The organism is Deltaproteobacteria bacterium, assembly GCA_016709225.1.
GTDB lineage: Bacteria > Myxococcota_A > Polyangia > Nannocystales > Nannocystaceae > Xiheibacterium > Xiheibacterium phototrophicum.
Genome location: JADJEE010000001.1, coordinates 2,734,995 through 2,759,647, shown reverse-complemented (window position 1 = coordinate 2,759,647; position 24,653 = coordinate 2,734,995). Strand labels below are relative to the sequence as shown.

Annotated in this window: 19 protein-coding genes; 11 read left to right on the top strand and 8 right to left on the bottom strand. The window is 71.3% G+C overall.

What is annotated here, in order from left to right:
• Positions 1 to 82: 82 nt before the first annotated feature.
• From IPH07_11170 to IPH07_11155, 4 genes are all read left to right on the top strand, one after another.
• On the top strand, positions 83 to 2,590 hold the full coding sequence (locus tag IPH07_11170) for a hypothetical protein (GenBank protein ID MBK6917951.1): 2,508 nt from the start codon (positions 83 to 85) through the stop codon (positions 2,588 to 2,590).
• A gap of 59 nt (positions 2,591 to 2,649) precedes the next feature.
• Positions 2,650 to 3,426, top strand: a complete 777-nt coding sequence (locus IPH07_11165) for a DUF5329 domain-containing protein (GenBank protein ID MBK6917950.1) — start codon at positions 2,650 to 2,652, stop codon at positions 3,424 to 3,426.
• A 276-nt stretch (positions 3,427 to 3,702) separates the two neighbouring features.
• The gene (locus tag IPH07_11160; GenBank protein MBK6917949.1) at positions 3,703 to 5,835 is read left to right on the top strand and encodes a TonB-dependent receptor; all 2,133 of its coding nucleotides are present in this window, start codon (positions 3,703 to 3,705) and stop codon (positions 5,833 to 5,835) included.
• Positions 5,836 to 6,039: 204 nt separating this feature from the next.
• Positions 6,040 to 7,254: a hypothetical protein gene (locus IPH07_11155; protein ID MBK6917948.1), complete on the top strand. Its 1,215-nt coding sequence runs from the start codon at positions 6,040 to 6,042 to the stop codon at positions 7,252 to 7,254.
• An 85-nt stretch (positions 7,255 to 7,339) separates the two neighbouring features.
• Here IPH07_11155 and IPH07_11150 read toward each other — a convergent pair whose 3' ends face one another.
• Complete coding sequence (locus IPH07_11150) at positions 7,340 to 7,954, bottom strand: hypothetical protein (protein ID MBK6917947.1); 615 nt, start codon at positions 7,952 to 7,954, stop codon at positions 7,340 to 7,342.
• Between the two features lie 188 nt (positions 7,955 to 8,142).
• Between IPH07_11150 and IPH07_11145 the strand changes: the two genes are divergently transcribed.
• Positions 8,143 to 9,330, top strand: a complete 1,188-nt coding sequence (locus IPH07_11145) for a NupC/NupG family nucleoside CNT transporter (protein MBK6917946.1) — start codon at positions 8,143 to 8,145, stop codon at positions 9,328 to 9,330.
• A 100-nt stretch (positions 9,331 to 9,430) separates the two neighbouring features.
• On the opposite strand, the gene IPH07_11140 is transcribed toward IPH07_11145, so the two are convergent.
• Positions 9,431 to 11,110 carry a DUF2330 domain-containing protein gene (locus IPH07_11140; GenBank protein MBK6917945.1) on the bottom strand — a complete coding sequence of 560 codons (1,680 nt, stop codon included), beginning with the start codon at positions 11,108 to 11,110 and terminating at the stop codon, positions 9,431 to 9,433.
• Positions 11,111 to 11,228: 118 nt separating this feature from the next.
• Here IPH07_11140 and IPH07_11135 point away from each other — a divergent pair, with 118 nt between their 5' ends.
• The 6 genes from IPH07_11135 (at position 11,229) to IPH07_11110 (ending at position 16,126) form a co-directional block, all read left to right on the top strand.
• Positions 11,229 to 11,954 carry a histidine phosphatase family protein gene (locus tag IPH07_11135; GenBank protein MBK6917944.1) on the top strand — a complete coding sequence of 242 codons (726 nt, stop codon included), beginning with the start codon at positions 11,229 to 11,231 and terminating at the stop codon, positions 11,952 to 11,954.
• 57 nt (positions 11,955 to 12,011) lie between these two features.
• Positions 12,012 to 13,217 carry an acyl-CoA dehydrogenase family protein gene (locus IPH07_11130; GenBank protein ID MBK6917943.1) on the top strand — a complete coding sequence of 402 codons (1,206 nt, stop codon included), beginning with the start codon at positions 12,012 to 12,014 and terminating at the stop codon, positions 13,215 to 13,217.
• The gene (locus tag IPH07_11125; GenBank protein ID MBK6917942.1) at positions 13,214 to 14,287 is read left to right on the top strand and encodes a phosphotransferase family protein; all 1,074 of its coding nucleotides are present in this window, start codon (positions 13,214 to 13,216) and stop codon (positions 14,285 to 14,287) included. Before IPH07_11130 ends, IPH07_11125 begins: the two co-directional genes overlap by 4 nt.
• A gap of 122 nt (positions 14,288 to 14,409) precedes the next feature.
• A complete protein-coding gene (locus tag IPH07_11120) occupies positions 14,410 to 15,147 on the top strand; it encodes a hypothetical protein (GenBank protein MBK6917941.1) in 738 nt (245 codons plus the stop codon).
• 8 nt (positions 15,148 to 15,155) lie between these two features.
• The gene (locus IPH07_11115) at positions 15,156 to 15,644 is read left to right on the top strand and encodes a hypothetical protein (GenBank protein MBK6917940.1); all 489 of its coding nucleotides are present in this window, start codon (positions 15,156 to 15,158) and stop codon (positions 15,642 to 15,644) included.
• Positions 15,641 to 16,126: a hypothetical protein gene (locus tag IPH07_11110; GenBank protein MBK6917939.1), complete on the top strand. Its 486-nt coding sequence runs from the start codon at positions 15,641 to 15,643 to the stop codon at positions 16,124 to 16,126. Before IPH07_11115 ends, IPH07_11110 begins: the two co-directional genes overlap by 4 nt.
• Positions 16,127 to 16,324: 198 nt before the next feature.
• Here IPH07_11110 and deoA read toward each other — a convergent pair whose 3' ends face one another.
• The 6 genes from deoA to IPH07_11080 form a co-directional block, all read right to left on the bottom strand.
• Positions 16,325 to 17,695: a thymidine phosphorylase gene (gene deoA, locus IPH07_11105; GenBank protein ID MBK6917938.1), complete on the bottom strand. Its 1,371-nt coding sequence runs from the start codon at positions 17,693 to 17,695 to the stop codon at positions 16,325 to 16,327.
• Between the two features lie 42 nt (positions 17,696 to 17,737).
• Positions 17,738 to 20,110 carry an aldehyde dehydrogenase family protein gene (locus IPH07_11100; GenBank protein ID MBK6917937.1) on the bottom strand — a complete coding sequence of 791 codons (2,373 nt, stop codon included), beginning with the start codon at positions 20,108 to 20,110 and terminating at the stop codon, positions 17,738 to 17,740.
• A 133-nt stretch (positions 20,111 to 20,243) separates the two neighbouring features.
• Entirely contained in the window at positions 20,244 to 21,278 is a 1,035-nt protein-coding gene (deoC, locus tag IPH07_11095; GenBank protein ID MBK6917936.1) for a deoxyribose-phosphate aldolase, read from the bottom strand.
• Positions 21,279 to 21,493: 215 nt separating this feature from the next.
• Positions 21,494 to 23,095, bottom strand: coding sequence for a response regulator (locus tag IPH07_11090; GenBank protein MBK6917935.1), 1,602 nt, complete (start codon positions 23,093 to 23,095; stop codon positions 21,494 to 21,496).
• Positions 23,092 to 23,538, bottom strand: coding sequence for a response regulator (locus IPH07_11085; GenBank protein ID MBK6917934.1), 447 nt, complete (start codon positions 23,536 to 23,538; stop codon positions 23,092 to 23,094). Before IPH07_11085 ends, IPH07_11090 begins: the two co-directional genes overlap by 4 nt.
• Positions 23,538 to 24,650: a PAS domain S-box protein gene (locus IPH07_11080; protein MBK6917933.1), complete on the bottom strand. Its 1,113-nt coding sequence runs from the start codon at positions 24,648 to 24,650 to the stop codon at positions 23,538 to 23,540. The genes IPH07_11085 and IPH07_11080 overlap by 1 nt, the downstream gene beginning before the upstream one ends.
• Positions 24,651 to 24,653: the final 3 nt, after the last annotated feature.

Below are 24,653 nucleotides of genomic sequence, written 5' to 3'. Positions count from 1 at the left end.
CGGCGAACTGAGGATCGCTCGTGCGCAGGGTCGCTTGACCCCGACATCGGCGCCATCGCGGCGTCGGCGTATGCTGCCTGCCATGCGTTGGTCCCTGCGCTCGTCCCCGTCGCCGCGTCCGTTCGTCCTCGCCAGCCTTTGTGTCGCCCTCGTGCCGGCGGGCTGTGGCGACGACGCGACCGCGACCGACGACGCGTCGTCATCGTCGTCGTCGTCCAGCACCGGCGGCGCGACGGTGGCGGATTCCTCGAGTGGGACGACGCAGGCCGACAGCAGCGGCTCGAGCTCGAGCGCCGGTGAGACCGGCAGCGGTGACTCGAGCAGCAGCGGCGTCGCGGACTCGAGCAGTGGCGGCAGCGACTCCAGCTCGAGTGCGGGCGTGACCACGGCGGAGTCGTCGAGCAGCGATACCGGCATGGTCGCGCTCGAGTGCCCGGTCGCGGTGCTCGGGCCGGCCCTGCCCGCGCTCGCGTTCGGCAACACCATCGGGGTCCAGGACGACGGCAGCGGCAGCTGCGGTGGCAGCGGGGCGCCCGAGGTCGGCTACCACTTCACCGCGCCGGCCGACGGGCTCTACACCTTCGACACCCAGGGCTCGCAGCTCGACAGCGTGTTGTACGTGCTCGACGGCGACTGCGCCGGCACCGAGCTGGCGTGCAGCGACGATGGCGACGGCCACCAGTCGGCCGTGACCGTCTCGCTCACGTCGGGTCAGCTGGTCACCGTGGTGGTCGACGGCCACGGCACCGCCGAGGGGCCGTTCAACCTGCGCGTGCGCGCGGGCGGCTTCACCTGTCCGCTCGACGATCTCGGCAACGCGGTGCCGAACACGATCTCGGGCGACAACACCTCGCTCTACGACGGCTTCGCGTCGAGCTGCGGTGGGCAGGCCGGTCGCGATGCGCCGTACCTCTTCACCGCGCCGAACGACGGCTCGTTCACGTTCGACACCTTCGGCTCGTCGTTCGAGTCGACCATCGCGGTCTACGACGGCCCCTGCGGCGTGAACCAGCTCTCGTGCGGCGACCAGGGCGCGTTGGTGACGCTCGCGCAGGGCCAGCAGGTCACGGTCGTGGTCGACACCCAGTTCCAGACCGGTGCGTTCGACCTCCACGTCGCCGGGCTCGGCGGCGTATGCCCCGACCAGGACGTCGGCAACGCGGTGCCACAGACGGTGGCGGGTGACACGAGCGGGCACGACAACACCGACGCGGGCTCGTGCGGCGGTGCGTTCTCGGGCGACGATCTCTACGAGTTCACCGCGCCGGCCGACGGCCTGTACGCGTTCGACACCTTCGGCTCCGCGCTCGACACCGTGCTGTACGTGCGCGACGGCGGCTGCGGCGGCGTCGAGTTCGACTGCAACGACGACTTCGCGCCCGGGAATCCGCAGTCGCGCGTCGTGATGGGCCTGTCCGCCGGCCAGACCGTGATGATCGGCGTCGACGGCAACGGCACCGGCAGCTACCAGCTCAACATCAGCGAGGTGCCGTGCCCGAACGAGCCCTACCCGGGGACCCTGCCCGGCAGCGTGGCCGGCTCGACCGTCGGCGGCATCGACAAGGTGCGGGGCAGCTGCGCGACCGATCCCGTGACGTTCGAGACCCCCGACTACGTGTACGGCTTCACCGCGCCCGAGGACGGCGAGTACACCTTCACCACCTTCAACTCGAACATGGACACCGTCCTCTACATCCTCGACGGTGCCGCCTGCAACGGCGACGAGATCGCCTGCAGCGACGACTTCCAGTTCAACTGGACCTCGGCGCTCTCGCTGCACCTCGACGCTGGTCAGGCGGTCTCGGTCGTGGTCGACGGCAAGTTCGAGAACGAAGGCGACTTCGTGCTCGACATCGGTCAGCTCGGCGGCGGCCTCTGCCCCGACACCGACCTCGGGAACACGATTCCGGTCGCGACCAGCGGCAACACCTCGGTCGGCGACAACACCGTGGCGGGCACCTGCGGCGGGCTGACCCAGAACGACGACATCTACTTCTTCACCGCGCCGATGGACGGTCTCTACAACTTCAACACCGTCGGCTCGGTGAACGACACCGTGCTCATCATCCGCGACGGCGACTGCACGGGGCCCGAGCTCGGCTGCAGCGACAACACCGGCTTCGTCTCGACGGACTCCAACGTCGCGATCACGCTGGCGCAGGATCAGACCGTGATGGTCGCGGTCGATGGCGCCTTCGGCGACGGCGCGTACAACCTCAACATCGACTTCGTGACGTGCCCCGACGAGAGCATCGGTAGCGACGTGCCGGCCTCCTACGACGGCGCCACGCTCGGCGAGGCCGACAAGCTCGAGAGTCCCGACTGCCCCGACGACGGCTCGCCGGACTACGTGTTCGAGTTCACGGCACCCGCCGACGGCAGCTACACCTTCGATCTGCAGGGCTCGGACTACGACACCGTGCTGTTCGTGCAGGACGCGGCGTGCGGCGGCAGCGAGCTGGCGTGCAACGATGACTTCTTCGGCCTGCAGTCGTCCGTATCGGTCAACCTGACCCAGGATCAGACCGTGATGGTCGTGGTCAGCGGCTTCCAGGGCAACTCGGGCAACTTCACGCTGAACATCAACTAGTCACACCTCGAGGCGGGGCTCGGGCGACGACGGGGTGGCGCTGCTATGCTGGCGCGTCGATGCCGTCGCGCCGTGGCTCCGCCCCATCGTCGTGCCACCGTCGCCGGTGCTCGCCTTCGCTGCTCGTGGGGCTCGCGGCGCTCGCGGGGCTCGTGGCGCCCGCGGCCTGTGGCTCGCAGCCCGAAGGGAGCCCGCGCGCCGGCGGGCCGACGGCCGGTGCCCAGCCCCCGCTTCGTCTCCCGCACGAGGGCGCCGGCGTGCGGGTGCAGCAGCGCAGCAGCGCCGCGGTGCCCGGCTCCGACGGTGCGCTGCAGATCGCGCTCGGCGACATCACGGCCGGCCAGGTGCAGCTGACGCTGGGCAAGACCGATGGCAGCGCGGTGCTGCTGTCGAGGTCCGTGCGCACCGGTGACGAGGTCGCGTTCACGCTGGCGGGCTTCGGCTACCAGCTGGTGGTCGAGGATCTGCACAACGACCTCATCGGCACCGACTGGGCCGACCTGCGCGTCCGACCAGGCTCGGACGATGCCGCCACGCCGGCACCGCCGGCGGTCGATGAGGCCGCGCGCATCGAGGGCCTGCTCGCGAAGCTCGAGGCCAGCGGCGTCACCTTCATCCGCAACGGCAGCGAACACGACGCACGCGAGGCCGCGGAGCACCTGCGCAACAAGTGGGCGCACGCGCCGTCGATCGACACCGCCGAGCGCTTCATCGACGAGCTCGGCACGCGCTCGTCGAGCAGCGGCCAGCCCTACCGCGTGCGACTGCGCGACGGTCGCGAGCAGGACGCGGGCCCGTGGTTGCACTCGCTTCTCTCGCACGACCCGACGCGATGATCCACGGGGGGGTGCCGGTGGATCCACGCCGCGTGATTGCCCGCCCACGACACGGACGGGCGTACGCGGCACGATGGTGCGCGAGTGGCTTCCCCGAGTGTCGCGTTGTGGCTGTGGATCGCAGGGTCCGCGGCGCCTCGCGAGTACGCGGGGCCGGACGCTGTGCGGAGCCCCGGCGCGCCGACGAGTACGGCCGCGCAGCCCGGCGGCGGCGCGGCAGCGCCTGCCCGCACGGCCGCAGTCGGTGAGCGGCCTGCCGACGGGGGACCGCCGACGGTGTCGCCCCGACGCGAGCCCGGCACGGCCCGGCGGGTGGTGGTGCCACGTCGTCGACCCGAGCGCGTCGATCCCGAACGTTCCGGCAGCGTCGTCACACGCGAGGACATCGACGAGCGACTGTCACGCTCGGCCCCCGACGCGCTGACCTTCGAGCCCGGGGCCTACGTGCAGCAGACCGCCCACGGCCAGGCGTCGGTGTACCTGCGCGGGCTCACCGGCCAGCAGACCGTGCTGTACTTCGATGGCGTGCGGCTCAACACCAGCACGTTCCGGCAGGGCCCGAACCAGTACTTCTTCACGGTCGACTCGCGGGGCATCGACACCATCGAGGTCGTGCGGGGCAGTGCGTCCACTCGCTACGGCGCCGACGCGATGGGCGGTGCGATCCTCACGCAGCCGATCGAGCCCACGCTCGCGCGCGGCAAGGGCCCGGTCGTGGTGCACGGTCGCGGCATCGTCAACGCCCGCACCGCCGATGCGGCGCTCGGCGGACGCGCCCAGCTCGACATGTCGGTGAAGGGCAAGCTCGGCGTGCTCGCGGGGGTCGGCTACCGCGATGTCAACCAACTCCGCGCGGGCGGCCGCGTGATCGCGCCGGCGACCGACATGCCGCAGAACGTCCCGCCGCGCTTCGGCCCCGACGGCAAGACCCAGCTCGGCACCGGCTTCCGCGAGCTGACCGACGACGTGCGGCTGGTGTGGCGCCCGAGCGCGCACCACCAGCTGACCGCGGCGTATTACGACTATCGCCAGTACGACGCCCCGCGCACCGACAAGTGTCCGCCACCGACGGCGCCGCAGGACGAGTGCCTGCGCTACCTCGAGCAGTTCCGTACGATGGTGTACGGCAGGTACTCGCTGCTCGACGGTCCCGCGATGGCGGAGCACCTCGACGTGACCCTGAGCTGGAACCGCCAGCACGAGGACCGCGAGCTCCACCGGGGGTCGCCCTCCGTGACGCGCCTCGACGGGCGCGACGACGTCCAGACCTTCGGCACCGCGGTGCGGGTGCGATCGCGGCGCTTCGAGCCCGCGCGGGCCGCCCACTTCACGCTCGACTACGGCGCCGATGTCTACACCGACTACGTCACGAGTCGCGCGTGGCAGACCTTCACGGACGTCGACGTCACGGTCGGCTCGCCGGCCACGCAGTACACCCCGGGCGCCCGCTACTTGACCTCGGGCGCGTGGGCGATCGTCGAGTCGCAGTTCACCCGCTACCTGCGGCTGCGCACCGGCGGTCGGCTGGCGGCCGCGGCCGCGAGCGCCCGTGCGGTGCCCGAGCGCAGCTCGCAGGCGGTCGACCGCTACTGGCTGACCGCGGTTGCCCACGGTGGCCTCGCGGTGATTCCGCTGCGCTGGCTGACGCTGGCGTTCAACGTCGATCAGGGCTTTCGCGCGCCGAACATCGACGACCTCACGAGCCGGCAGCAGATCGGGTCGGGCTTCCAGTGGGAGAACCCACGGCTCCGCCACGAGACCTCCACGATGATCGAGGGCGGCATCCTCATCGAGCACCCGTGGATCGAGCTGCAGGCCTTCGTGTTCCGTAGCGCGATCGACCACATGATCCAGCGAGCGAGCCGCGAGATCGAGGCGTGCCCCGTCAACGATCCCGGCTGCAAGGAGTCGAAGGCGCGCTTCCAGCTGGTCAACCTCGACGGGCAAGCCCACATCGTCGGCGCCGACGGCAGCCTGCGCTTGTACCTGCCGGCGGGCTTCTTCCTCAACGCCTCGATCTCGTACGCGCGCGGGGAGGGGCCCAACCCCGACCATCCGCAAGTGCTGCACCAACCGCCGCGGGCACCGCTCTCGCGCATCCCTCCACTGCACGGCACCGGCGAGCTCGGCTGGCGCAACCGCAGCTTCGGTCCGTATGTCACGTTCGTGACGCGCTGGGCGCAGACGCAGGTGCGGCTGGCGACGCAGGACCGCAAGGACCTGCGCATCCCCGCCGGCGGCACCCCCGGCTACGTCGTGTTCGACGTGCGCGCGGGCTGGCGCTGGCAGCAGCGCGTGCTGCTCTCGCTGGTGCTCGAGAACGTCGCCGACACCGCCTATCGCGTGCACGGATCGAGCGTGAACGGGCCCGGTCGTGGGCTCATGTTCGAGGCTCAGTTCGGCTTCTGAGCAGGTCGAGGCGACTCACCCCTGTGCAAAGCGTGCTTCCACCCGAGCAACGACCCTGGTCGATGAACGGGAAACTCGCCAAGGTGCGTCCGCTCGAATGTGCACCCTTCAGGGAAGCTCGTCGAACCCCGCTTACGCCGGTGGGGCCCCGTCGTCCACGCTCTGCAGCGACCCCGATCGCGACGCCGATCGAAGGAGCTGCGCATGACTTCCCGAACCTTGTGCCTGACCCACCTCTTCACCTTCGCGCTGCTGCTGGGCGCGTGCCCGAGCGACGATCCGGGTGACACCGGTTCGGCCGACAGCAGCGGCGGCTCGGCCGACAGTGGATCGACCGGCGAGTGCATGCCCGAGATGGTGAGCGTCGATCCCCCGGATGAATCCGCCTGCGGGGCGTTGCCCACCGACTTCGTGCCCGGTGCCGACGACGACTACCCCGCGTGCGTGACCGACAACGGCGAGTGGACGCCAGTGCTCGAGGACCCGCCGGGCTCGGCGGCCCGCGTCGACGCCTACGAGATGATGCGGTCGCTGCTGCTCGGCCACACGCCCACGGCCGACGACTTCTTGGCCGCGCGCATGCAGTACGCGCTCGACGAAGGGCTCGAGTCCCGCATCCTGCGTCGCGAGGATCTCCACTTCCCGCGCATCGCCGACGCCGACCAGGACGCCGGCGTCGACTTCGACAAGCAGTGCACCGTGGGCGACAACGTCAGCAAGTACCCCGATCGCTGCGTGGGGCCGGCCAAGATCTCGCCGCTCATCAACGAGTCGTTCGCGGCCGGCATGACCGGCGAGGGTGATCCCAACGTGCACGCCGCCCGCATCGACGCCGCGGTGCTGTGGTTCCTGTTCGTGTCGACATACAAGGAGTCCTCGAGCTGCGTGCAGCTGCCCGAGGACTGTGACGCGCACCGTGGCTACTACGACGGCGCCACGCCCCGCGCGATGCCCAGGGGCCTCGCCGCGCAGATCGACGCCGTGTCCCCGATGGCGCACGACGCCGTCGAGGACGGCATCATGGCGATCGGATGCTGGCGCGACCTCTACCCCGACGCGCTGACCTGGGCGGACTTCGGCGCCGAGGGGCAGCAGGTGTTCTCGAGCGCCCACGAGCAGCTCGACAACGGCCTATGGTACGCCTTCGCGCGGCTCGTACGGGATCGCCTCGAGAAGCACCCGATGGTGTGCGGCTCCGAGGCCGACGCCAGCTGGGCGTGGCTGCAGGTCGCAGGTCCAGTGCTCGACCCCGAGGCGACGCGCCGCGACGCCGCCGCGGGCGCGACGCTCGGCGCGACGTGGACCAACGCCGCGCCAGCGGTCGCCGATCTCGAGGCGGCGATCGCTGCCATCGACGCCGCGTTCCCGTGCCCGCAGTGCGACGGCTGCGAGGTCGCGATCACCTACGGCTACGACTGAGCCGCTGCGCGACCGAAACGACGAAGGGCCATCCGCGGCGCGTGCCGCATGTGGCCCTTCGTTGCGTCCGCGGGTGTCGACGCGACTACGCGCAGGTCAGCGTCACCATGTGCGTGTGATTGTCGATACCGCCGGCACTGCCCATCACGATCACCTGGCCGTTCTCCTGCAGGGCCGCGAAGTCCTCGGCGGAGACGGAGACGGTGTGCATGTGGCCCATGACGCCGACGACGTAGTCTTGATCGACGCCGGCCATGACATCGGCGAGCGGGATGTTCAGCGCGTGCACGTGGAGGTCGAACATCGCGGTCGGGGCCGCGTCGCAGCCGGCCATGCCGCCGGAGCTGCTGCCGCCGTCCGAGCTGCTGCCGCCGGACGAGTCCTGTGCGCCGGAGCTGCCGCTGCCGTCGGTGGTCGGATCTCCGCCGGAGCTGCTGCCGGGATCGGTGGTGCTGCTCGAGTCGGTGGTCGATGCGGTGGTCGACGCCGTCGTGCTGTCGGTGGTCGACGCGGTGGTCGAGTTGGTGGTCGACGCGGTGGTCGAGTCGGTGGTCGATGCGGTGTCGGTGTCCGACGAGCCGGTGCTGCCACCGGTGTCGGCGTCGCCGTCGTCGCCACAGCCGGGGACGAGCGCGGTCGCGGCCGCACCGACGCCGAGCAACAAGAACTGCTTGCGTGTGATGGTCTGTCGCATGGTCAACCTCGGGAGTTCCTAGCGGTCGGACGGTAGCAAGAATCCCGTGGGCTCGCGCCATTTCGCAGCACCGACGCCGCCTGTGGTGACCAGGCGCGGCGACCGCCGCAGTTGCGCCCTCGAGGGTGGCGCCGTGGTAAAGCCTGGCGGGCATGGATCCGCTTCGACTGGTCTCCGCCGCGGGTGCGTTCGCGATGATCGCCATCGCCTACGCGATCGGTCGCGATCGCAGGGCCATCGCCTGGCGACCGGTGGTGTGGGGGATCGCGCTGCAGTGGCTCGCGGGCGTCGTTCTGCTGCGCGTGCCGCTCGGGCGCCGCCTCCTCGAGGGCGCAGCGGCCGGCGTGCAGACCGTGCTCGATCAGAGCTACGCCGGCTCGGCGTTCGTGTTCGGACAGCTCGGCGTGCAGCGCGGCGGCGACAGCGGCCTCGGGGTCGTGTTCGCGTTCCAGGTGCTGCCGACCATCGTGTTCGTGGCTTCGCTGTTCGCGGTGCTCTACCACCTCGGCGTCATGCAGATCATCGTGCGCACGCTGGCGTGGGTGATGATGCGGACGATGGGGGCCAGCGGCGCCGAGTCGCTGGTGGTGGCCGCGAGCATGTTCATGGGCCAGACCGAGGCGCCGCTGACGGTCAAGCCGTTCCTCGAGCGGCTCACCGAGTCCGAGCTGTTCACCATCATGGTCGCGGGCATGGCCAGTGTGTCGGGCGCAATCCTCGGCGCCTACGTGACCATCGGCAACGTCGCGATCGAGCACCTGCTGACGGCGGTCGCCATGACCGCGCCGATCTCGTTGGTGATGGCGAAGCTGGTGGTCCCCGAGCGCGAGCAGCCGGTGACGGCGGGTACCATCGCCGTCGAGATCCCCCGCACCGACGCCAACCTGCTCGACGCGGCGGCAACGGGCGCGAGCGACGGCCTCAAGCTCGCGGCCAACGTCGGTGCCATGCTCATCGCCTTCATCGCCCTGGTTGCACTGCTGGATGCGGCGCTGGGGTGGATCGATGTCGGTGGGGCGCCGCTGTCGATGGCGCGGCTGGTGGGCTGGATCTTCATGCCCATCGCGCTGCTCATGGGCACCCCGCCCGGCGAGGCGGTCGCGGTCGGCAGCGTGCTGGGCACCCGTACGGTGCTCAACGAGTTGGTCGCGTTCGGGCAGCTACATCAGGTCGCGGGCGCGCTGTCGCCCCGCGCCCACGCGATCGCGACCTTCGCGATCTGCGGCTTCGCCAACGTGTCGTCGATCGGCATCCTCATCGGTGGCCTCGGCGGTCTGGTGCCCTCGCGCAAGCACGACATCGCGCGTCTGGGTGTGCGCTGCCTGGTCGCCGCGACGCTGGCCAACTTCGCGTCGGCCTGCGTGGCCGGGGCGCTGATCTAGTACCTCGACACAGCGATAGTGATGGGTCAGAACGCCGTCATGGCCGCGACTCCGCAAGGCGCCGTGCCGCCGGAATACCGGGCGTACTAGTACCTCGACACTAGCCGCGCGCCCGCGGGCGTCGTCGGCGGGCGTGCATGCCCGCTCCGAGCAACCCGAGCATGATCAGGCCGTGCAGGTGCAGCCGGCCGATGCTGCAGCCCTGGCCGCTGCGTCCGTCGTGGGCCTCGTTCCACGCCGCGAGCGCGTCCGCCGATACCCCGTCGTGATCGACGAGCAGCATGGGCGCACCGTTGCCGGGCATGCTCTCGACCCGCAGCGCCGCGGGCACGATGTCGAGCCGTGCGGGCGACCCGTCGTCGTCGTCACGGATGATGCGGCCGTCCTCGAGCTCGATGAAGCTGCGGCCGTCGCAGTTGAACACCTGGGTCGCCAGGAAGCGGTTGCTCACCGGCGGCAGCGCCGGGTTGGCGTGGAACAACGGGTCGGCGGTCATCTCCACCGGCGACAGCGTGGTGAACAGACGCGTGAGCACCGTGTGTGCGCCGAGCAGCTCCACCGCGTGCTCGCCGGGCGCGACGATGCGCTCCTGCATGGCCGCAGCGAAGCCGGCGCCGTCCCACTCGCTCGGCTCCGCGCCGCCGGCTCGGAGGGCGGCCCACCAGTCCTCGTCGTCGTAGCCGCCCGGCGTCGGCAGGTACGTCCGCAGCAGGCCGGCGACGAGCGTGTGCTGTGGGACGCAGCCGTCGTCGCAGCGCATCAGGCCTTGGTCGACCAGCGCGTCGATCACCGCGGTGCCGGGCAGCTCGGCGAACCGGGCGGCATCCCAGCCGGGCGCGCGTACGCCCACCGTGGGCACCAGCGCGGGCGTGCCGGCGTACTCGGTGACGAACGCGTGGCCGTTCGCACCGTCGCCGTCGACGGCCAGCGTGACCAGCTCACCGTAGTTGCTGCCCAGGCTGGCCCATTCGATGCGCAGCGGATTGATGACGACGTGGCGGTAGTTGGTCGGGGCCATGCGGGCCTCGCCGAGGAAGAACACGCGCACGCCCATGTCCGGCTTCGCGGCGATGCGCGTCAGACGGATCGGCACGCACGGCTCGTCGCCCTGGTAGCGCAGCACCACCGGATGGATGGCGTCGACACCCGCGCCTGCGCGCAGCTTGAAGGCCGTGAACACGAAGCCCTCGTCGAGGTACTGCTGGAGGATCGGCGCGGCCTCGTCGTCCTGGGCGTAGCCGTTGTCGTCGAGCCACGCCAGCACGCCCGCCACCGTGCCGCCATCGAGCACCGCATACTCGAACGCGCCGGCGGTGCCGGCGATCACCACGGACGGCGTCTCGCCACCGCTGTCCTCCTCGCCGTCGTCGCCGGCCGCGAGCTCGGCGCCGGCGTCGGACAGCACCATCCCGCACATCGCGACGCCGCGGTCATCGTCGCAGGTGCCCTCGAAGCGCTGCAGCAGCGTGAAGGTGGGCACGGTCGCCGCCAGCAAGGCCTGGAACATCGGCTCCGAGCCAACCTCGACCTCGGGCACCGCCATCATCGGCACCAACCAGGCGAAACTCTCGGCGTCGCCATCGTACTGGATCTGCACGTGGGCCTCGATGGTGTCGCCGTCGACCACGAACAGCACGTTCTCGCCGGTCTGATCGACCGGCATCTCGACCGGCCCGGGATTGGCGTCGCAGAAGGTCCCGCCGCAGGCCGCGGCCGATCGTGCGGCCGTGGTCGTCACGCCGAACACGGTCAGCGCGATCCCGAGACGTGTCAGCAACATCGGGGCATTCGAGCGTTTGGGTCGGCGCATGAAAGGTCGAGCCTCCTTCGCCGGGGGGTAGTGCCGGCTCGGCCCCAGACGATCGAGCGCCCACGCCGATCGTGGTAGTTTGGTCGCAATGGGCAGTCTCGTGGTCGTTCGGCACGGTCAGGCCTCGCTGTTCGCGAGCGACTACGACGTGCTGTCGGAGCGCGGCGAGGCGCAGGCGCGGTTGCTCGGGCGCCACCTCGGCGAGCACGGTCCGCACCCCATGCTGGTCTTCACCGGCCCCGCGCGCCGCCAGCGGGACACCGCGCGACTGTGCGGCGAGGCCTACGCCCGCGCCGACCAGCCGTGGCCGACCCCGACCACGATCCCCGAGCTCGACGAGCACGACGCGTTCGCGATGGTGCGTCGCGCGGTGCCGCTGCTGCAACACGATGCCTCCGTCGCGCAGCTCGCCGCGGCCGCGGCCGCCGGCGATCCCGGCAAGCGTTCGGCGGCGTTCCAGCGGCTGTTCGAGGCCGTGATGGAGCGCTGGCTCCGCGGCGAGATCGACGACCCCACGCTCGAATCGTGGCCGGCCTTCGCCGAGCGCGTGCAGCGGGGCCTGTCGCGGCTGCTGCAACACGACGGCCCGGGCGTCCGCATGATCGCGTTCACCTCGGTCGGACCGCTGGCGGTGATGCTGAAGCGAGCGCTCGGGACCGACGACCTCATCAGCTTCCAGACCGCGTGGCGCATCCGCAACAGCTCGATGACCAGCTTCGTGTTCAGCACCCGCCGCAACGCCACCGACTTCACCCTCGATGCCTTCAACGCGCTGCCGCACCTGCCGGATGCGTCGGCCTGGAGCTTTCGCTAGCCGGAGCGCGCCCGCGCCGACCTGGCGCACGACCCCCAAAAGAGCTCGAAGACCGCCATGGATTTCTCGCCCTCGCCCGTGATGCAAGCGCTGCTGCCGAAGGTCCGCAGCTTCCTCGACGAACACGTGATGCCGCTGGAGGCCGGGCTCGCGCGCGGATTCTGGGCACTGCAGCCCGAGCTCGACCACGTGCGTGCGCGCGCCAAGCAGGTCGGGCTGTGGCAGCCACAGGTCCGCCGCGAAGCCGGCGGCATGGGTCTGTCCGTGCTCGAGCACGGCATGGTTTCCGAGGTCCTCGGCCGCACGCCGCTCGGCCACTATGCGCTGGGATGCCAGGCGCCCGACGCCGGCAACCTCGAGCTGCTGCTCGAGTACGCCACCGACGACCAGCGCGAGAGCTTCCTGCGGCCGCTGCTCGACGGCACCGCCCGCAGCGCCTTCGGCATGACCGAGCCCGAGCACGCCGGCAGCAACCCCGTGTGGCTGTCGACGCGGGCCGACGACGACGGCGACGCGTGGGTCCTGCACGGCCACAAGTGGTTCACCACCGCGGTCGATGGCGCGGCGTTCGTGATCGTCATGGCCGTGACCGACCCCGACGCCGCGCCGCACGAGCGCGCGAGCATGATCGTGGTGCCGACCGACACGCCCGGCTTCGAGCACGTGCGCAACATTCCGATCATGGGCGAGGCCGGCGAGGGCTGGCTCAGCCACGGCGAGATCCGCCTGCACGGCGCCCGGGTGCCCAAGGCCAACCTGCTGGGCCCGCGCGGTCGCGGCTTCGCGCTGGCCCAGGCGCGGCTGGGGCCGGGGCGCATCCACCACTGCATGCGCTGGCTGGGCGTGTGCGAGCGATCGTTCGAGGCCCTGGTCCACCGCGCGGCGACCCGCGAGCTGGCACCGGGCCGCACGTTGGGCGAGCAGCAGACCGTACAGACGTGGATCGCCGACGCCCGCGCCGAGATCGACGCGGCGCGCCTGCTGGTGCTGCGCGCGGCGTGGACCATCGACCACGAGGGCCTCGAGCGCGCGCGCGAGCAGATTTCGCTCATCAAGTACTTCACCGCCGACGTGATGCTGCGGGTCATCGACCGCGCGCTGCAGGCCCACGGCGCCGCCGGCATGACCGACGAGGTGGTGCTGTCGCACTTCTATCGTCATGAACGCGGTGCGCGGATCTACGACGGTCCCGACGAGGTCCACCGCGCGGTGGTCGCCAAGCGCATCCTCTCGAAGGCGCGCCGCGAGGCGGGGCAGCCATGAGCGAGCCCATCGGCACGATCGATGCCGCCGCGGCGGTGCGCGAGGGCGAAGCGCTCGACGTCGCCAAGCTGGACGCGTGGTTGGCCGAGCTGCTGCCACAGCTGCAGGGGCCGCTGTCGGTCGCGCAGTTCCCCGGCGGCTACTCGAATCTCACCTACCTGCTGCGCAAGGGCGAGCACGAGCTGGTGCTGCGGCGCCCGCCGTTCGGTGCGCGCGTGAAGTCGGGCCATGACATGGGTCGGGAGTACCGCGTGCTCGCCGGACTCGCGCCGGTCTATCCCCCGGCCCCGCGCCCGCTGGCGCAGTGCACCGACCCCGCGGTGATCGGCGCGCCGTTCTACGTGATGCAGCGCCGCCGCGGGCTCATCGTCCGCAAGCAGCTGCCCGAGGGCATCACGCCCGAGCTGCTCGGACGCATGTGCGAGTCGCTGGTCGACGAGCTGGTGGCCTTGCACGCCGTCGACCTCGACGCCGCGGGCCTGCGCGACCTCGGTCACCCCGAGGGCTACGTGCGGCGACAGGTCGAGGGCTGGACCGCGCGGTGGCACAAGGCGCGGACCGACGACGTGCCCGACATCGAGGCGCTCGCCGAGTGGCTCGACGCCCATCAGCCCGGCGACGGCGACGTGTGCCTCGTGCACAACGACTACAAGTTCGACAACGTCGTGCTCGACCCGGAGGATCCGACCCGCATCGTCGCCGTGCTCGACTGGGAGATGTGCACGATCGGCGATCCGCTGCTCGACCTCGGCACGACCCTGGGCTATTGGGTGCAGGCCGACGACGCCGGCGCCTGGCGTGCGATGGCGTTCGGGCCGACCGCGATGCCGGGCGCGTGGGGACGGCAGCAGGTCGCACGACGTTACGCCGCGCGCAGCGGTCGCTCGCTCGAGCACGTGCTGTTCGCCTACGTGTTCGGGCTGCTCAAGATCGCCGTGATCGTGCAGCAGATCCATCAGCGCTACCGCCTCGGTCTCACCAAGGACCCCCGCTTCGCGACCCTCGATCGCGTGGTGGCCGTGCTCGGCCGCACGGCGGCCGAGGCGCTCGCACGCGGCACTCTCGGGTGATTGCGGGCGTTCGCGGGCGCCGCGTCGGCCGCTCGGCTTGACGCGGTGGGTGGGCGCACTTAGCTTTCGCCCTACGCCGCGGTCGCTCGAACGAGCGCCGCCTGGAAGGACGCGATTCCCACGTGACGACGACCCACCGCTTCACCGCTCGCATGCTGGCCTCGGCCACCGCAGTGAGCCTCTCGCTCGCGCTGCCCGCCTGCGAGGTCCCGAGCCGCGACCGCTGGGTCACGACCGAGAACGCCAACGTCGACATCGACTGGGACGAGGTCGGCGAGGCCTACAAGGCCGCCGAGGGCCCCGAGGACCTCGAGCGCCGCGTGAACGAGATCTACACCGGCGACGAGGTCATCAGCGTCGCGGTGCAGGACGTCGACGAGAAGACCCAGGTCGTGACCGGCTTCTTCGACAAGGACGAGGACGGCAAGGTCGCCGACGAAGAGAAGATCTTCACGATCCAGCGCGACGTCACCGGCCCTGATCAGGGCCAGTACCAGATCGCCGGCTACGGCCCGTACCACGGCTACCACTCGCCGATGTGGGACATCGCCTCGGGCATGCTGCTGGGCTCGATGATGATGAGCGTGTTCTCGCCGGGCTATCGCCCGCTCTACAGCACGCCGTACACCACGCCGGTCTCGCGACGCGGGCAGCTGGTCACGCAGCGCAACAGCTGGCGGCAGTCGAACCCCGAGGCGTTCAACAAGCGCGCGAGCAAGAGCGGTCGCAGCTACGGCGCCAAGGGCGGTGGCTTCGGCGGCGGCAAGCCGAGCCCGAGCCCGCGCATGCCCAGCCGCGGTGGCGGTCGCTTCGGCCTGCGCCGTGCACCGGCCCACGCACCCACGCGCCTGCTCGCGTAGGCGCGCGGATGATCACGCGACTCGCCGAGCTGCCGCTGCCGCAGCGCGAGAGCGCCGAGCTGCTCGCGCTGACCCACGAGCGGGTCGCGCCCGACGGTGACTACGCCGGCTTCGGGTGGTGTCGGCTCGACGCGGTGGTGCTGGCGGGGCACGATCGACCGCCGCGCACGATTGCGCCGGCGGTGGTGCTGGCGTTGCACGCCGCCGACGCGCAGCCCGACGACGGCGACATCGAGCTGTTGTTCGAGCTGCCCGACCAGAGCGTGTGCGCGCCGCTGTCGGTGGTGCTGCCGCTGCTGCTCGCGCGCCTGCCGACCTCGAGCGACATCGTGCTCGCGCTGTGCAACCCCGGGCAGGTCTCGATCGCGGCGCCCCCAGGTGCGCCGCGGCTGCACTACGGCCTCGGCGATGTCACCTCGTGGCTCGACCACGAGCCCGATGGGCCGCGTGTGCGACTCTCGGCGCGGCGCTGGGAGATCGCGATCGGAGCACCATGACCATGGACGACACCCAGCGCCGGCTCGCCGGCCTGTACCTCATGAAGAAGCTCGACCTCTCGCCCGAAGACGGCGGCATGCCGCTGCCGCTGCCGCTGCCGCGCGAACTCGACCTGCTCGACGAGGTGCTCGATCCGCTGGTGGTCGCGGGCCTCGTCGACATGGACCGTCGCCGCAAGCAGTACGTGCTCACCGAGCGGGGCATCGAGACCATCGGACATCACATCGACGAGGCCGAGCACTACATCGACGAGTTCGACGGCATGGCGGTCGAGCAGCTGGTGCCGCTGCTGCGGCAACGCCGGCTCGATCCGCTGCGCGTGCGGTTCCTGTGGGGCTGGTACCAGGGCGAGTTCGACGACCTGGTGCTGTGGCAGCAGCGACGCGGCCTCGCGGAGATCGACGAGGACTGGGCGAGCTACCTGGTCGGCGACGGCTTCTGGCGCGAGCTGGCGACCGAGCTCGCCGGCGACGCGAACTGAGCCGGCACCCTCGCAGCGCCACCACGCAACGGTACTCGTACCTCGACACAGCGATTGTGACGGGCCATGACACCGCCCTGACCGCGCCTCGCTGCGTTGCCGCACCTTGAAATACGCCCGGTATTCCGGCGGCACGGCGCCTTGCGGAGTCGCGGTCATGACGGCGTTCTGACCCATCACTATCGCTGTGTCGAGGTACTAGCTCGGGCGCGGCGCGGCGACGCGGGCCATGCGATCGATGACCACCGGGCCGACCGCGACGGCGGTGCCGGGCGACGACAGCTCGAAGGCGGCGCGCAGCATGGCCTCGACGCGCTGCGCGTCGTCGTCGCTGCGGGCATGGATGACCGCGAGCGGTCGCGCGGGGCCGACCGCCTCGCCGAGGCCGGCGATGTCGCCGAGGCCGACGCCGAAGTCGATCGCATCGCTGGCGTGGCGACGGCCACCACCGAGCGCCATCACGGCCAGTCCGACCCCGCGCACGTCGATGCGGGAGACCACCGCCTCGCGCTCGGGGTACACGGCGCGCGCCACCGGTGCGAGCGGCAGCAGCAGGTCGGCGCGATCGAGCAGATCGGTCGGGCCACCGAGGGCCGCGACCATCTTCGCGAAGCGCTCGGCGGCGGCGCCCGAGCGCAGCGACTGCTCGGCCCGCTCGCGGCCCTCGTCGACGCCGCGGGTGACCCCGCTGCTCGCGAGCAGCTCGGCCGCCAGCGCGATCGTGACCTCGCGCAGGCGCGGCTCGCCGGCATCGCCGCGCAGCAGCGCGATCGACTCGCGCACCTCGATCGCGTTGCCGGCGGTGCGTCCGAGCACCTGGTTCATGTCGGTCACCAGCGCGACGCAGCCCAGGCCCGCGCCGGCGGCAACGTTGACGATGCTGTCGGCGAGTTCGCGCGCCATGGGCAGGTTGTCGGCGAAGGCACCCGAGCCGAACTTCACGTCCATCACCAGGTGCGAGAGCCCGGCGGCGAGCTTCTTCGAGAGGATCGAGGCGGTGATGAGCGGCACCGACTCGACCGTCGCGGTGACGTCGCGGATGGCGTAGAAGCGGCGGTCGGCGGGCGCGAGGTCGGCGGTCTGACCGATGATGGCGCAGCCGACGTTCTGCAGCACCTCGCGGAAGCGATCGAGCGGCGGCGTCGCAACGTAGCCGGGGATCGACTCCAGCTTGTCGAGCGTGCCGCCGGTGTGGCCCAGCCCGCGGCCCGAGATCATCGGCACCGCGGCGCCGCAGGCCGCGAGCATGGGTGCGAGATGCAGGCTGACCTTGTCGCCCACACCACCGGTCGAGTGCTTGTCGACCACCGGGCCCTGCAGCGACATGCCGCGCCAGTCGAGCACGGTGCCCGAGCGCATCATCGATGAGGTCAGCGCGACGCGCTCGTCCATGTCCATGCCACGGAAGAACACGGCCATCGCGAGCGCGGCGACCTGGCCCTCGGAGAACGAGCCGTCGACCAGGCCGCGCACGAACGCGGCGATGGCCGCGGGCGAAAGCGCTTGGCCGTCGCGCTTGCGGCGGATGATCTCCTGCGGGAACAGCTCGGCGGCGGGGTCGGCGGACATGGGCGGTGGCTCCTTCGGCGTGACGGCGGCGATGGGGCGGCGTCACTCGCCGTAGGGCACCCAGATGTTCTTCACGTGCACGCCGTGGCGCAGGAACTCGCGGCCCTCGCCCTGGCGGCGATCGAACCAGTCGCGGCGACGGCCGTAGTTCACCCACGTGCGCTTCATGTTGCCGATGCTGGCGGCCTCGACCATGCGGCTGCCGGCGGCGGGGCCGAAGTACCACATCGACTCGAGCTCGTCGTGCTCGGCCATGGTCTTGGCGAGGTCGTCGCGCACGCCGGTGACGATGTTGACCACGCCGCCGGGCACGTCGGAGGTGTCGAGCACCTGGTAGAGGTCGGTGGCCGCGAGCGGGAAGCGCTGCGAGGGCACCACGATCACGCGGTTGCCGACCGCGATCGCGGGGGCCACCAGCGAGACGAACGCCAGCAGCGGGCACTCGTCGGGGCAGGCGATGCCCATCACGCCGATGGCCTCGTTCATCGCGATGGCGACCGAGCGTGAGGGCGGGTTGTGGACCACGCCCTCGAACTTGTCGGCCCACGCACCGTAGGTGAACAAGCGCGCGATGGTGGCCTCGACCTCGCGCGCGGCCGCGGCCGCGTCACCCGAGAGCTGCGCGAGCCGATCGCGGAAGTCCTGCGCACGGGCCTGTAGGTTCTCGGCGATGAAGTAGAGCACCTGCGCGCGGCCGTGGGCAGTCGCGCCGGTCCAGCCGGTCGCGTTGCGGGCGGCCTCGACTGCGTCGCGGATGTCCTTGCGGTTTCCGTCGCCGACCTCGCCGCACAGCCGCCCGCCATGGCCGACGATCGCACGGCTGTAGGCGCCGTCCGGGCGCACCTGCTTGCCGCCGATGTAGAGCTTGGGCGTGCGATCGATGCCGACGCCGTCGCTACCCAGCTGCACGCCGCCGCTGACGAAGCCAGGGTAGGGCTCGACCGCCGCGGGCTCGTCGATCTGCGGCAGCGTGTGCTCGAAGTCGGGCTCGAGGTAGGCGTGCATGCCCTCGATGCCGCCCTCGCGGCCGAAGCCCGACTCACGGTAGCCACCGAAGCCGCATGCGGCGTCGAAGGTGTTGGTGCAGTTGACCCACACCACGCCGCAGCGCAGTCGCGGCGCGACGTCGAGCGCGAGGTTGAGGCTCTCGCTCCACACGCTGGCGGCGAGGCCGTAGCGGGTGTTGTTGGCCAGCTCGACCGCCTCGTCCGGGGTCCGGAAGCTCATCGCGACCAGCACCGGCCCGAAGATCTCCTCCTGCGCGATGCTCGAGGCCGGGTGCACGTCGGTGAACAGCGACGGCGGATAGAAGCAGCCCTCGGTCGGCACCGCCCACGACGGCTGCCACAGCGTCGCGCCCTCGGCCACGCCCTGCTTCACCAGCTGGTCGATGCGGGCCAGCTGCACCGGCGCCACGATCGCGCCGATGTCGATGCACTTGTCGAGCGGGTCGCCGACCCGCAGCGTCTCCATGCGGGCGCGCAGCTTGGCGATGAAGCGCGGCGCGATGTCCTCCTGCACCAGCAGGCGCGAGCCGGCGCAGCACACCTGGCCCTGGTTGAACCAGATGGCATCGACCACACCCTCGACCGCGCTGTCGAGGTCGGCGTCGTTGAACACCAGGAACGGCGACTTGCCACCGAGCTCGAGGGTGAGGTGCTTGCCCGAGCCGGCGGTGGCCTTGCGGATGATGCGTCCGACCTCGGTCGAGCCGGTGAACGCGATCTTGTCGATGCCAGGGTGCTCGACCATCTGCGCGCCGGTGCTGCCGTCGCCGGTGATGATGTTGACGACGCCCGCCGGCAGGCCTGCGCGCTCGATGAGCTCGCACAGCAGCAACGCCGACAGCGGCGTGAACTCGGCCGGCTTGAGCACGATGGTGTTACCGGCCGCGAGCGCGGGCGCGATCTTCCACGCGAGCATCAGCAGCGGGAAGTTCCACGGGATGATCTGACCGACAACGCCCACCGCCTTCGAGCCGGCGAGCTCGGTGTCCATCAGCTGCGCCCAGCCGGCGTGGTGGTAGAAGTGGCGGGCGACCAGTGGGATGTCGATGTCGCGGGTCTCGCGGATCGGCTTGCCGTTGTCGAGGGTCTCGATGACGCTCAGCAACCGCGCGTGCCGCTGCACCAGCCGGGCGATCGCGTAGAGGTGGCGCGCGCGGGTGTGCCCGGGCAGCGCGGCCCAGGCCGGCTGGGCGGCGCGGGCCGCCGCGACCGCGGCGTCGACGTCGGCCTTGCCGGCGTGGGCGACCTTGGCGAGCTCGCGGTTCTTGCTGGGATCGAGGGTCGCGAAGTAGGCCCCCGACGCGGGCGCGATCCAGCGGCCGTCGATGAAGAGATCGAACTTGTTGCCGTGCGCCCGCAGCCACGCCAGCGCCGGGCCCGAGCCCTCCGGTGCGGGTCCGTACTCCATGCTCTGATAGATCTCGGCGACGCTGCTCACGGCTGACCTCTCGCAGCCAGCGGCGCCCACGGGCGGCTGGTGCGAGGCAGAGCATGCCGCAATCCGTCGGGCTTGTGGATCCGCCGCGACGGGCCGCGGTGCGTCAGGCCAGCGCGTGGCGATAGCCGGCGGAGTAGCGGCCGGTGACGTGGTGCTCGAGCTGGCGCTCGATGTCGCCGAGCAGGCTCGACGCGCCGAAGCGGAACATCTCGGGCTCGAGCCATGCGCGGCCCAGCTCGTCCTTCATCATCGCGAGGTAGACCAGCGCCTGCTTGGCCTGGCTGATGCCGCCGGCGGGCTTGAAGCCGATCTCGACGCCGGTGCGCTCGAGGTACTCGCGGATCATCCGCACCATCACCAGGCTCACCGGCAGGGTCGCGTTCACGCTCTCCTTGCCGGTCGAGGTCTTGATGAAGTCGGCGCCGGCCATCATGCACACCAAGCTGGCGCGGGCGACGTTGCGGAGCACGCGGAGATCGCCGGTCGCGAGGATGGCCTTGAGGTGGGCGTCGCCGCAGGCCTCGCGGAACGCCTTGACCTCGTCGTACATCGCCTGCCAGTTGCCGGTGAACAGGTGCGCGCGCGTGATGACGATGTCGATCTCGCGGGCACCCGCGGCGACCGAGGCCTCGATCTCGCGGATGCGCTCGGGCAGCGGCGACAGGCCGGCCGGGAAGCCGGCCGAGACCGCGGCGACCGGGATGCCGCTGCCGCCCAGCGCCTCGACCGCGACCGGCACCATCTCGTGGTAGACGCAGACCGCGGCCGTGCGCAGATCGAGCGCGCCGATGCCGAGCGCATCGATGATGTGCTGCTCGAGCGGGCGACGGGCCTTGGCGCACAGCCGCTGCACGCGACCGGGGGTGTCGTCGCCCGACAGCGTGGTGAGGTCCATCAGGCGGATCGCCCGCAGCAGCCATGCGGCCTGCCAGTCCTTCTTCACGCTGCGCCGGGGGCCGATGGTCGCGGCGCGACGCTCGACCGCGCTGCGGTTCACGCGGACGTCGCGGACCCAGTCGAGCTCGAGCGGCATGCCGGGGTTGCGCGCGTGCGTCGTGCTCGGCTCGGGCGCGGGGTTCGGCACCGGACGGATCGCGCTGGGACCTGCGCCACTGCTGCTCTTGTCGCTGGGGCTCATGGGCAATTCCTTCGGGCCTGTCGCACCCTGGCCGTGCGCGAGGCACCGCGCCCTGGGCAGGCGAGTCTGCCGGATCGTTCGCAGCCACGACAAGGCCCACGCGCCGGTCGGGCCCACGCGGTGCCTGGGGCTGCGATCCACCGCGCGAGGGCGCTGGGCGTGCGCCCGCCGAGGTCGCTCGCGGCCGCCCGTCGACACCGTGGGGGCGCCGCGCGTCAACGCGGGGGCGCGTCGCTCGTCGGCGCGCGTTCGGTGTCGAGCACCTCGCGCACCTTGTCGGCCAGCGCGGCGGGGGTGAAGGGCTTGGGCAGGAACGCAACGTCGTCCCGCATCACGCCGTGACGGAGCACCGCGTCGTCGGCGTGGCCGGACATGTACAGCACCCGGAGCTCGGGGCGTCGCGCGCGGAGCAGCTCGGCGAGCTCCCGTCCACCCATGCGGGGCATGACCACGTCGGTGAGCAGCAGATCGATGCGCTCGCCGTCGGTGTCGAAGCGCTCGCACGCGGCGTGGCCGTGTTCGGCGCTCAGGACCTCGTAGCCGAGTCGGCGCAGCAACAGCCCGACCAGCTCGCGCACGCTGGCGTCGTCCTCGACCACCAGCACGGTCTCGCGTCCCCGCGGCGTCGCCCGCACGCCGGCGGTTCGCGGCGCTGGCACGCAGGCGTCGGGCGGCAGCGCAGCGAAGTAGATCGCGAAGCGCGTGCCGACCGCGCGCGTGCTCTCGAGCTCGATGACGCCGCCGCTCTGCTGCACGATGCCGAGCACGGTCGAGAGCCCGAGGCCGGTGCCACGCCCGATCTCCTTGGTGGTGAAGAAGGGTTCGAAGGCGCGGGCTTGCACCTCGGGCTCCATGCCGACGCCGTCGTCGGAGACGGCGAGCAGCACGTGGGCGCCCGGTGACAGGCCGGGGTGCGCGGCACAGAACGCCGCGTCGAGCACGACGTTGCGGACCTCGATGGTGAGCTGGCCGCCGGTCGGCATGGCGTCGCGGGCATTGATCGCGAGGTTCATCAGGACCTGCTCGAGCTGGCCGCGATCGAGCAAGACCAGCGGTAGCTCGCCGTCCTGCGCGACCACCAGATCGATGTCCTCGCCGATCATCCGCCGCAACATGCGATGCAGGCCCTGGACGACCTCGCCCAGCGCGGTCGGGCGCGGCTCGAGCAGCTGACCGCGGCTGAACGCGAGCAGTTGTCGCGTGAGCGACTCGGCGCGATCGGCCGCGCGACGGATCTCCTGCACGTACTCGAGGACGGGATGCTCGCGGGGCAGCTCCGCCATCGACAGCTCGCTGCAGGAGATCACCACGCTCAGCAGGTTGTTGAAGTCGTGGGCCACGCCGCCGGCCAGCCGGCCGACCGCCTCGAGCTTCTGCGACTGGCGCAGCTGCGCCTCGCTGCGTGCGAGCGCGGCCTCGGCCTCGCGACGGGCGGCGCGCGTGCTGGCCTCGGCGACCTCGCGTTCCACCGCCGGGCCCAGGCGCGTCATGTGGCCTTTGAGCACGAAGTCGCGGGCGCCCGCACGCATGGCCTCGACCGCCGTCTCCTCGCCGACGGTGCCGGACATCAAGATGAACGGGATGTCGCGTCCGGTCTCGCGCAGCATCGCGAGCGCCGCGGGCCCGCTGAACCGTGGCATGGCCCAGTCACACACCACCACGTCCCACGGGCCCGCCGCGAGCGCGGCCGCGAACGCGTCGGCGGTGTCGACGATCTGTGCGGTGATCTGGCGGCCGCCGCGTCGCAGCTCGTGCAGCGCGAGCTTGGCATCGCTGGGACTGTCGTCGACCAACAAGACCCGGAGCGCCTCCGTCACGGCGAGCCTCGGGTGGCGGGGGGCGGCTCGTTCAGGCGCAGCCAGAAGTCGCCGAGCGTCTGCGCGGCGGCGACGAACGCGGAGAAGTCGACTTGCTTGCGCACGTAGGCGTTGGCGCCCATCGAGTAGGCCGCGAGTCGGTCTTCGTCGAGCGTGGAGCTGGTCAGCACGATCACCGGCACCAGCTGGGTGCGGATGTCGGCACGGATGCGTCGCAGGACCTCGAGGCCGTCGACGCGCGGCAGCTTGAGGTCGAGCAGCACGATCGCGGGCAGATCGGCGTCGGTCGGCGACGTCGGCCCGTGCAGCCACAGGAACTCGAGCGCCTCCACACCGTCGCGCGCGACCGCGACCTCGCTGGCGACGCCGGCCTTCGATAGGGCGCGCAGCGTGAGTTTCTCGTCGCTGGGGTTGTCTTCGACCAGCAGCACCAGCTTGCGCATCACGGCTCTCCACCGGTTTCGTCGAGCAACGTGAACCAGAACGTCGCGCCTTCGCCCGCGCGGGACTCCGCCCACACGCGGCCGCCGTGGCGCCGGACGATGCGCTGGACGGTCGCCAACCCGATGCCGGTGCCGGGGAATTCGACGGCGCTGTGCAGCCGCGCGAACGGGCTGAACAGCCGCTTGACGTACTCCATCGCGAAGCCGGCCCCGTTGTCGCGCACGTAGAACGCGGGCCCGCCGACCAGCTCGGCCCGTCCGAACTCGATGCGGGGATCCTGGGTGGCCGCGGTGAACTTCCATGCGTTGTCGAACAGGTTCTCGAGCAGCACGCGCGCCAGCACCGGGTCGACCCACGCGACCAGATCGGGCGCCACCTCCACGTCCACGTGGCGCTGCGCGTCGCGGGCCGCGTGGTCGGTCGCGATGCGGGCGACGATCTGGGACAGGTCGACTCGCTCGCGACGCAGCTCGCTGCGGGCCACGCGGGACAGCGACAGCAGGGCGTCGATCAGCGCGCCCATGCGCTCGGCGTTGTCCCGGATCTCGTGCAGGCAATCGAGGCCGTCGGGGCCGAGCTTGTCGGCGTAGTCGGCGAGCAGGATCTGCGCGAAGCCGTTCATGCCGCGCAGCGGCGCGCGCAGGTCGTGGGCGACCGAGTAGCTGAAGGCCTCGAGCTCCTTGTTAGCGAGCGCGAGCGCGAGCTCGGTCTCGCGTCGCGAGGTCACGTCGCGGATGGCACTCGCGACCAGCGTGCCCTCGGGGGTCACCAGCGGGCCCAGGCTGATTTCCACCGGGAACGTCGAGCCGTCCTTGCGCAGCGCGTGCAGACCCTGGCCCGACGCCATCTCGCGCGTGCGGGGGTCGGCCATGAACCGCGCGCGGTGCTTGGCGTGCAGCTCGCGGTGGGCGAGCGGCACCAGCTGCTCGATGCGGAGCCCGACCAGCTCGTCGCGCACGTAGCCGAACATCCGCTCGGCCTGGGCGTTCACGGCGACGATGTGCCCGCTGCCGTCGACCACGACCATCGCGTCGGGCGTGACCTCGAGGATCTCGTTGTAGCGCGGATCGGGGATCGCCCTCGCGGGCATGTCGTCGGTGCCGAGCGTCACGAA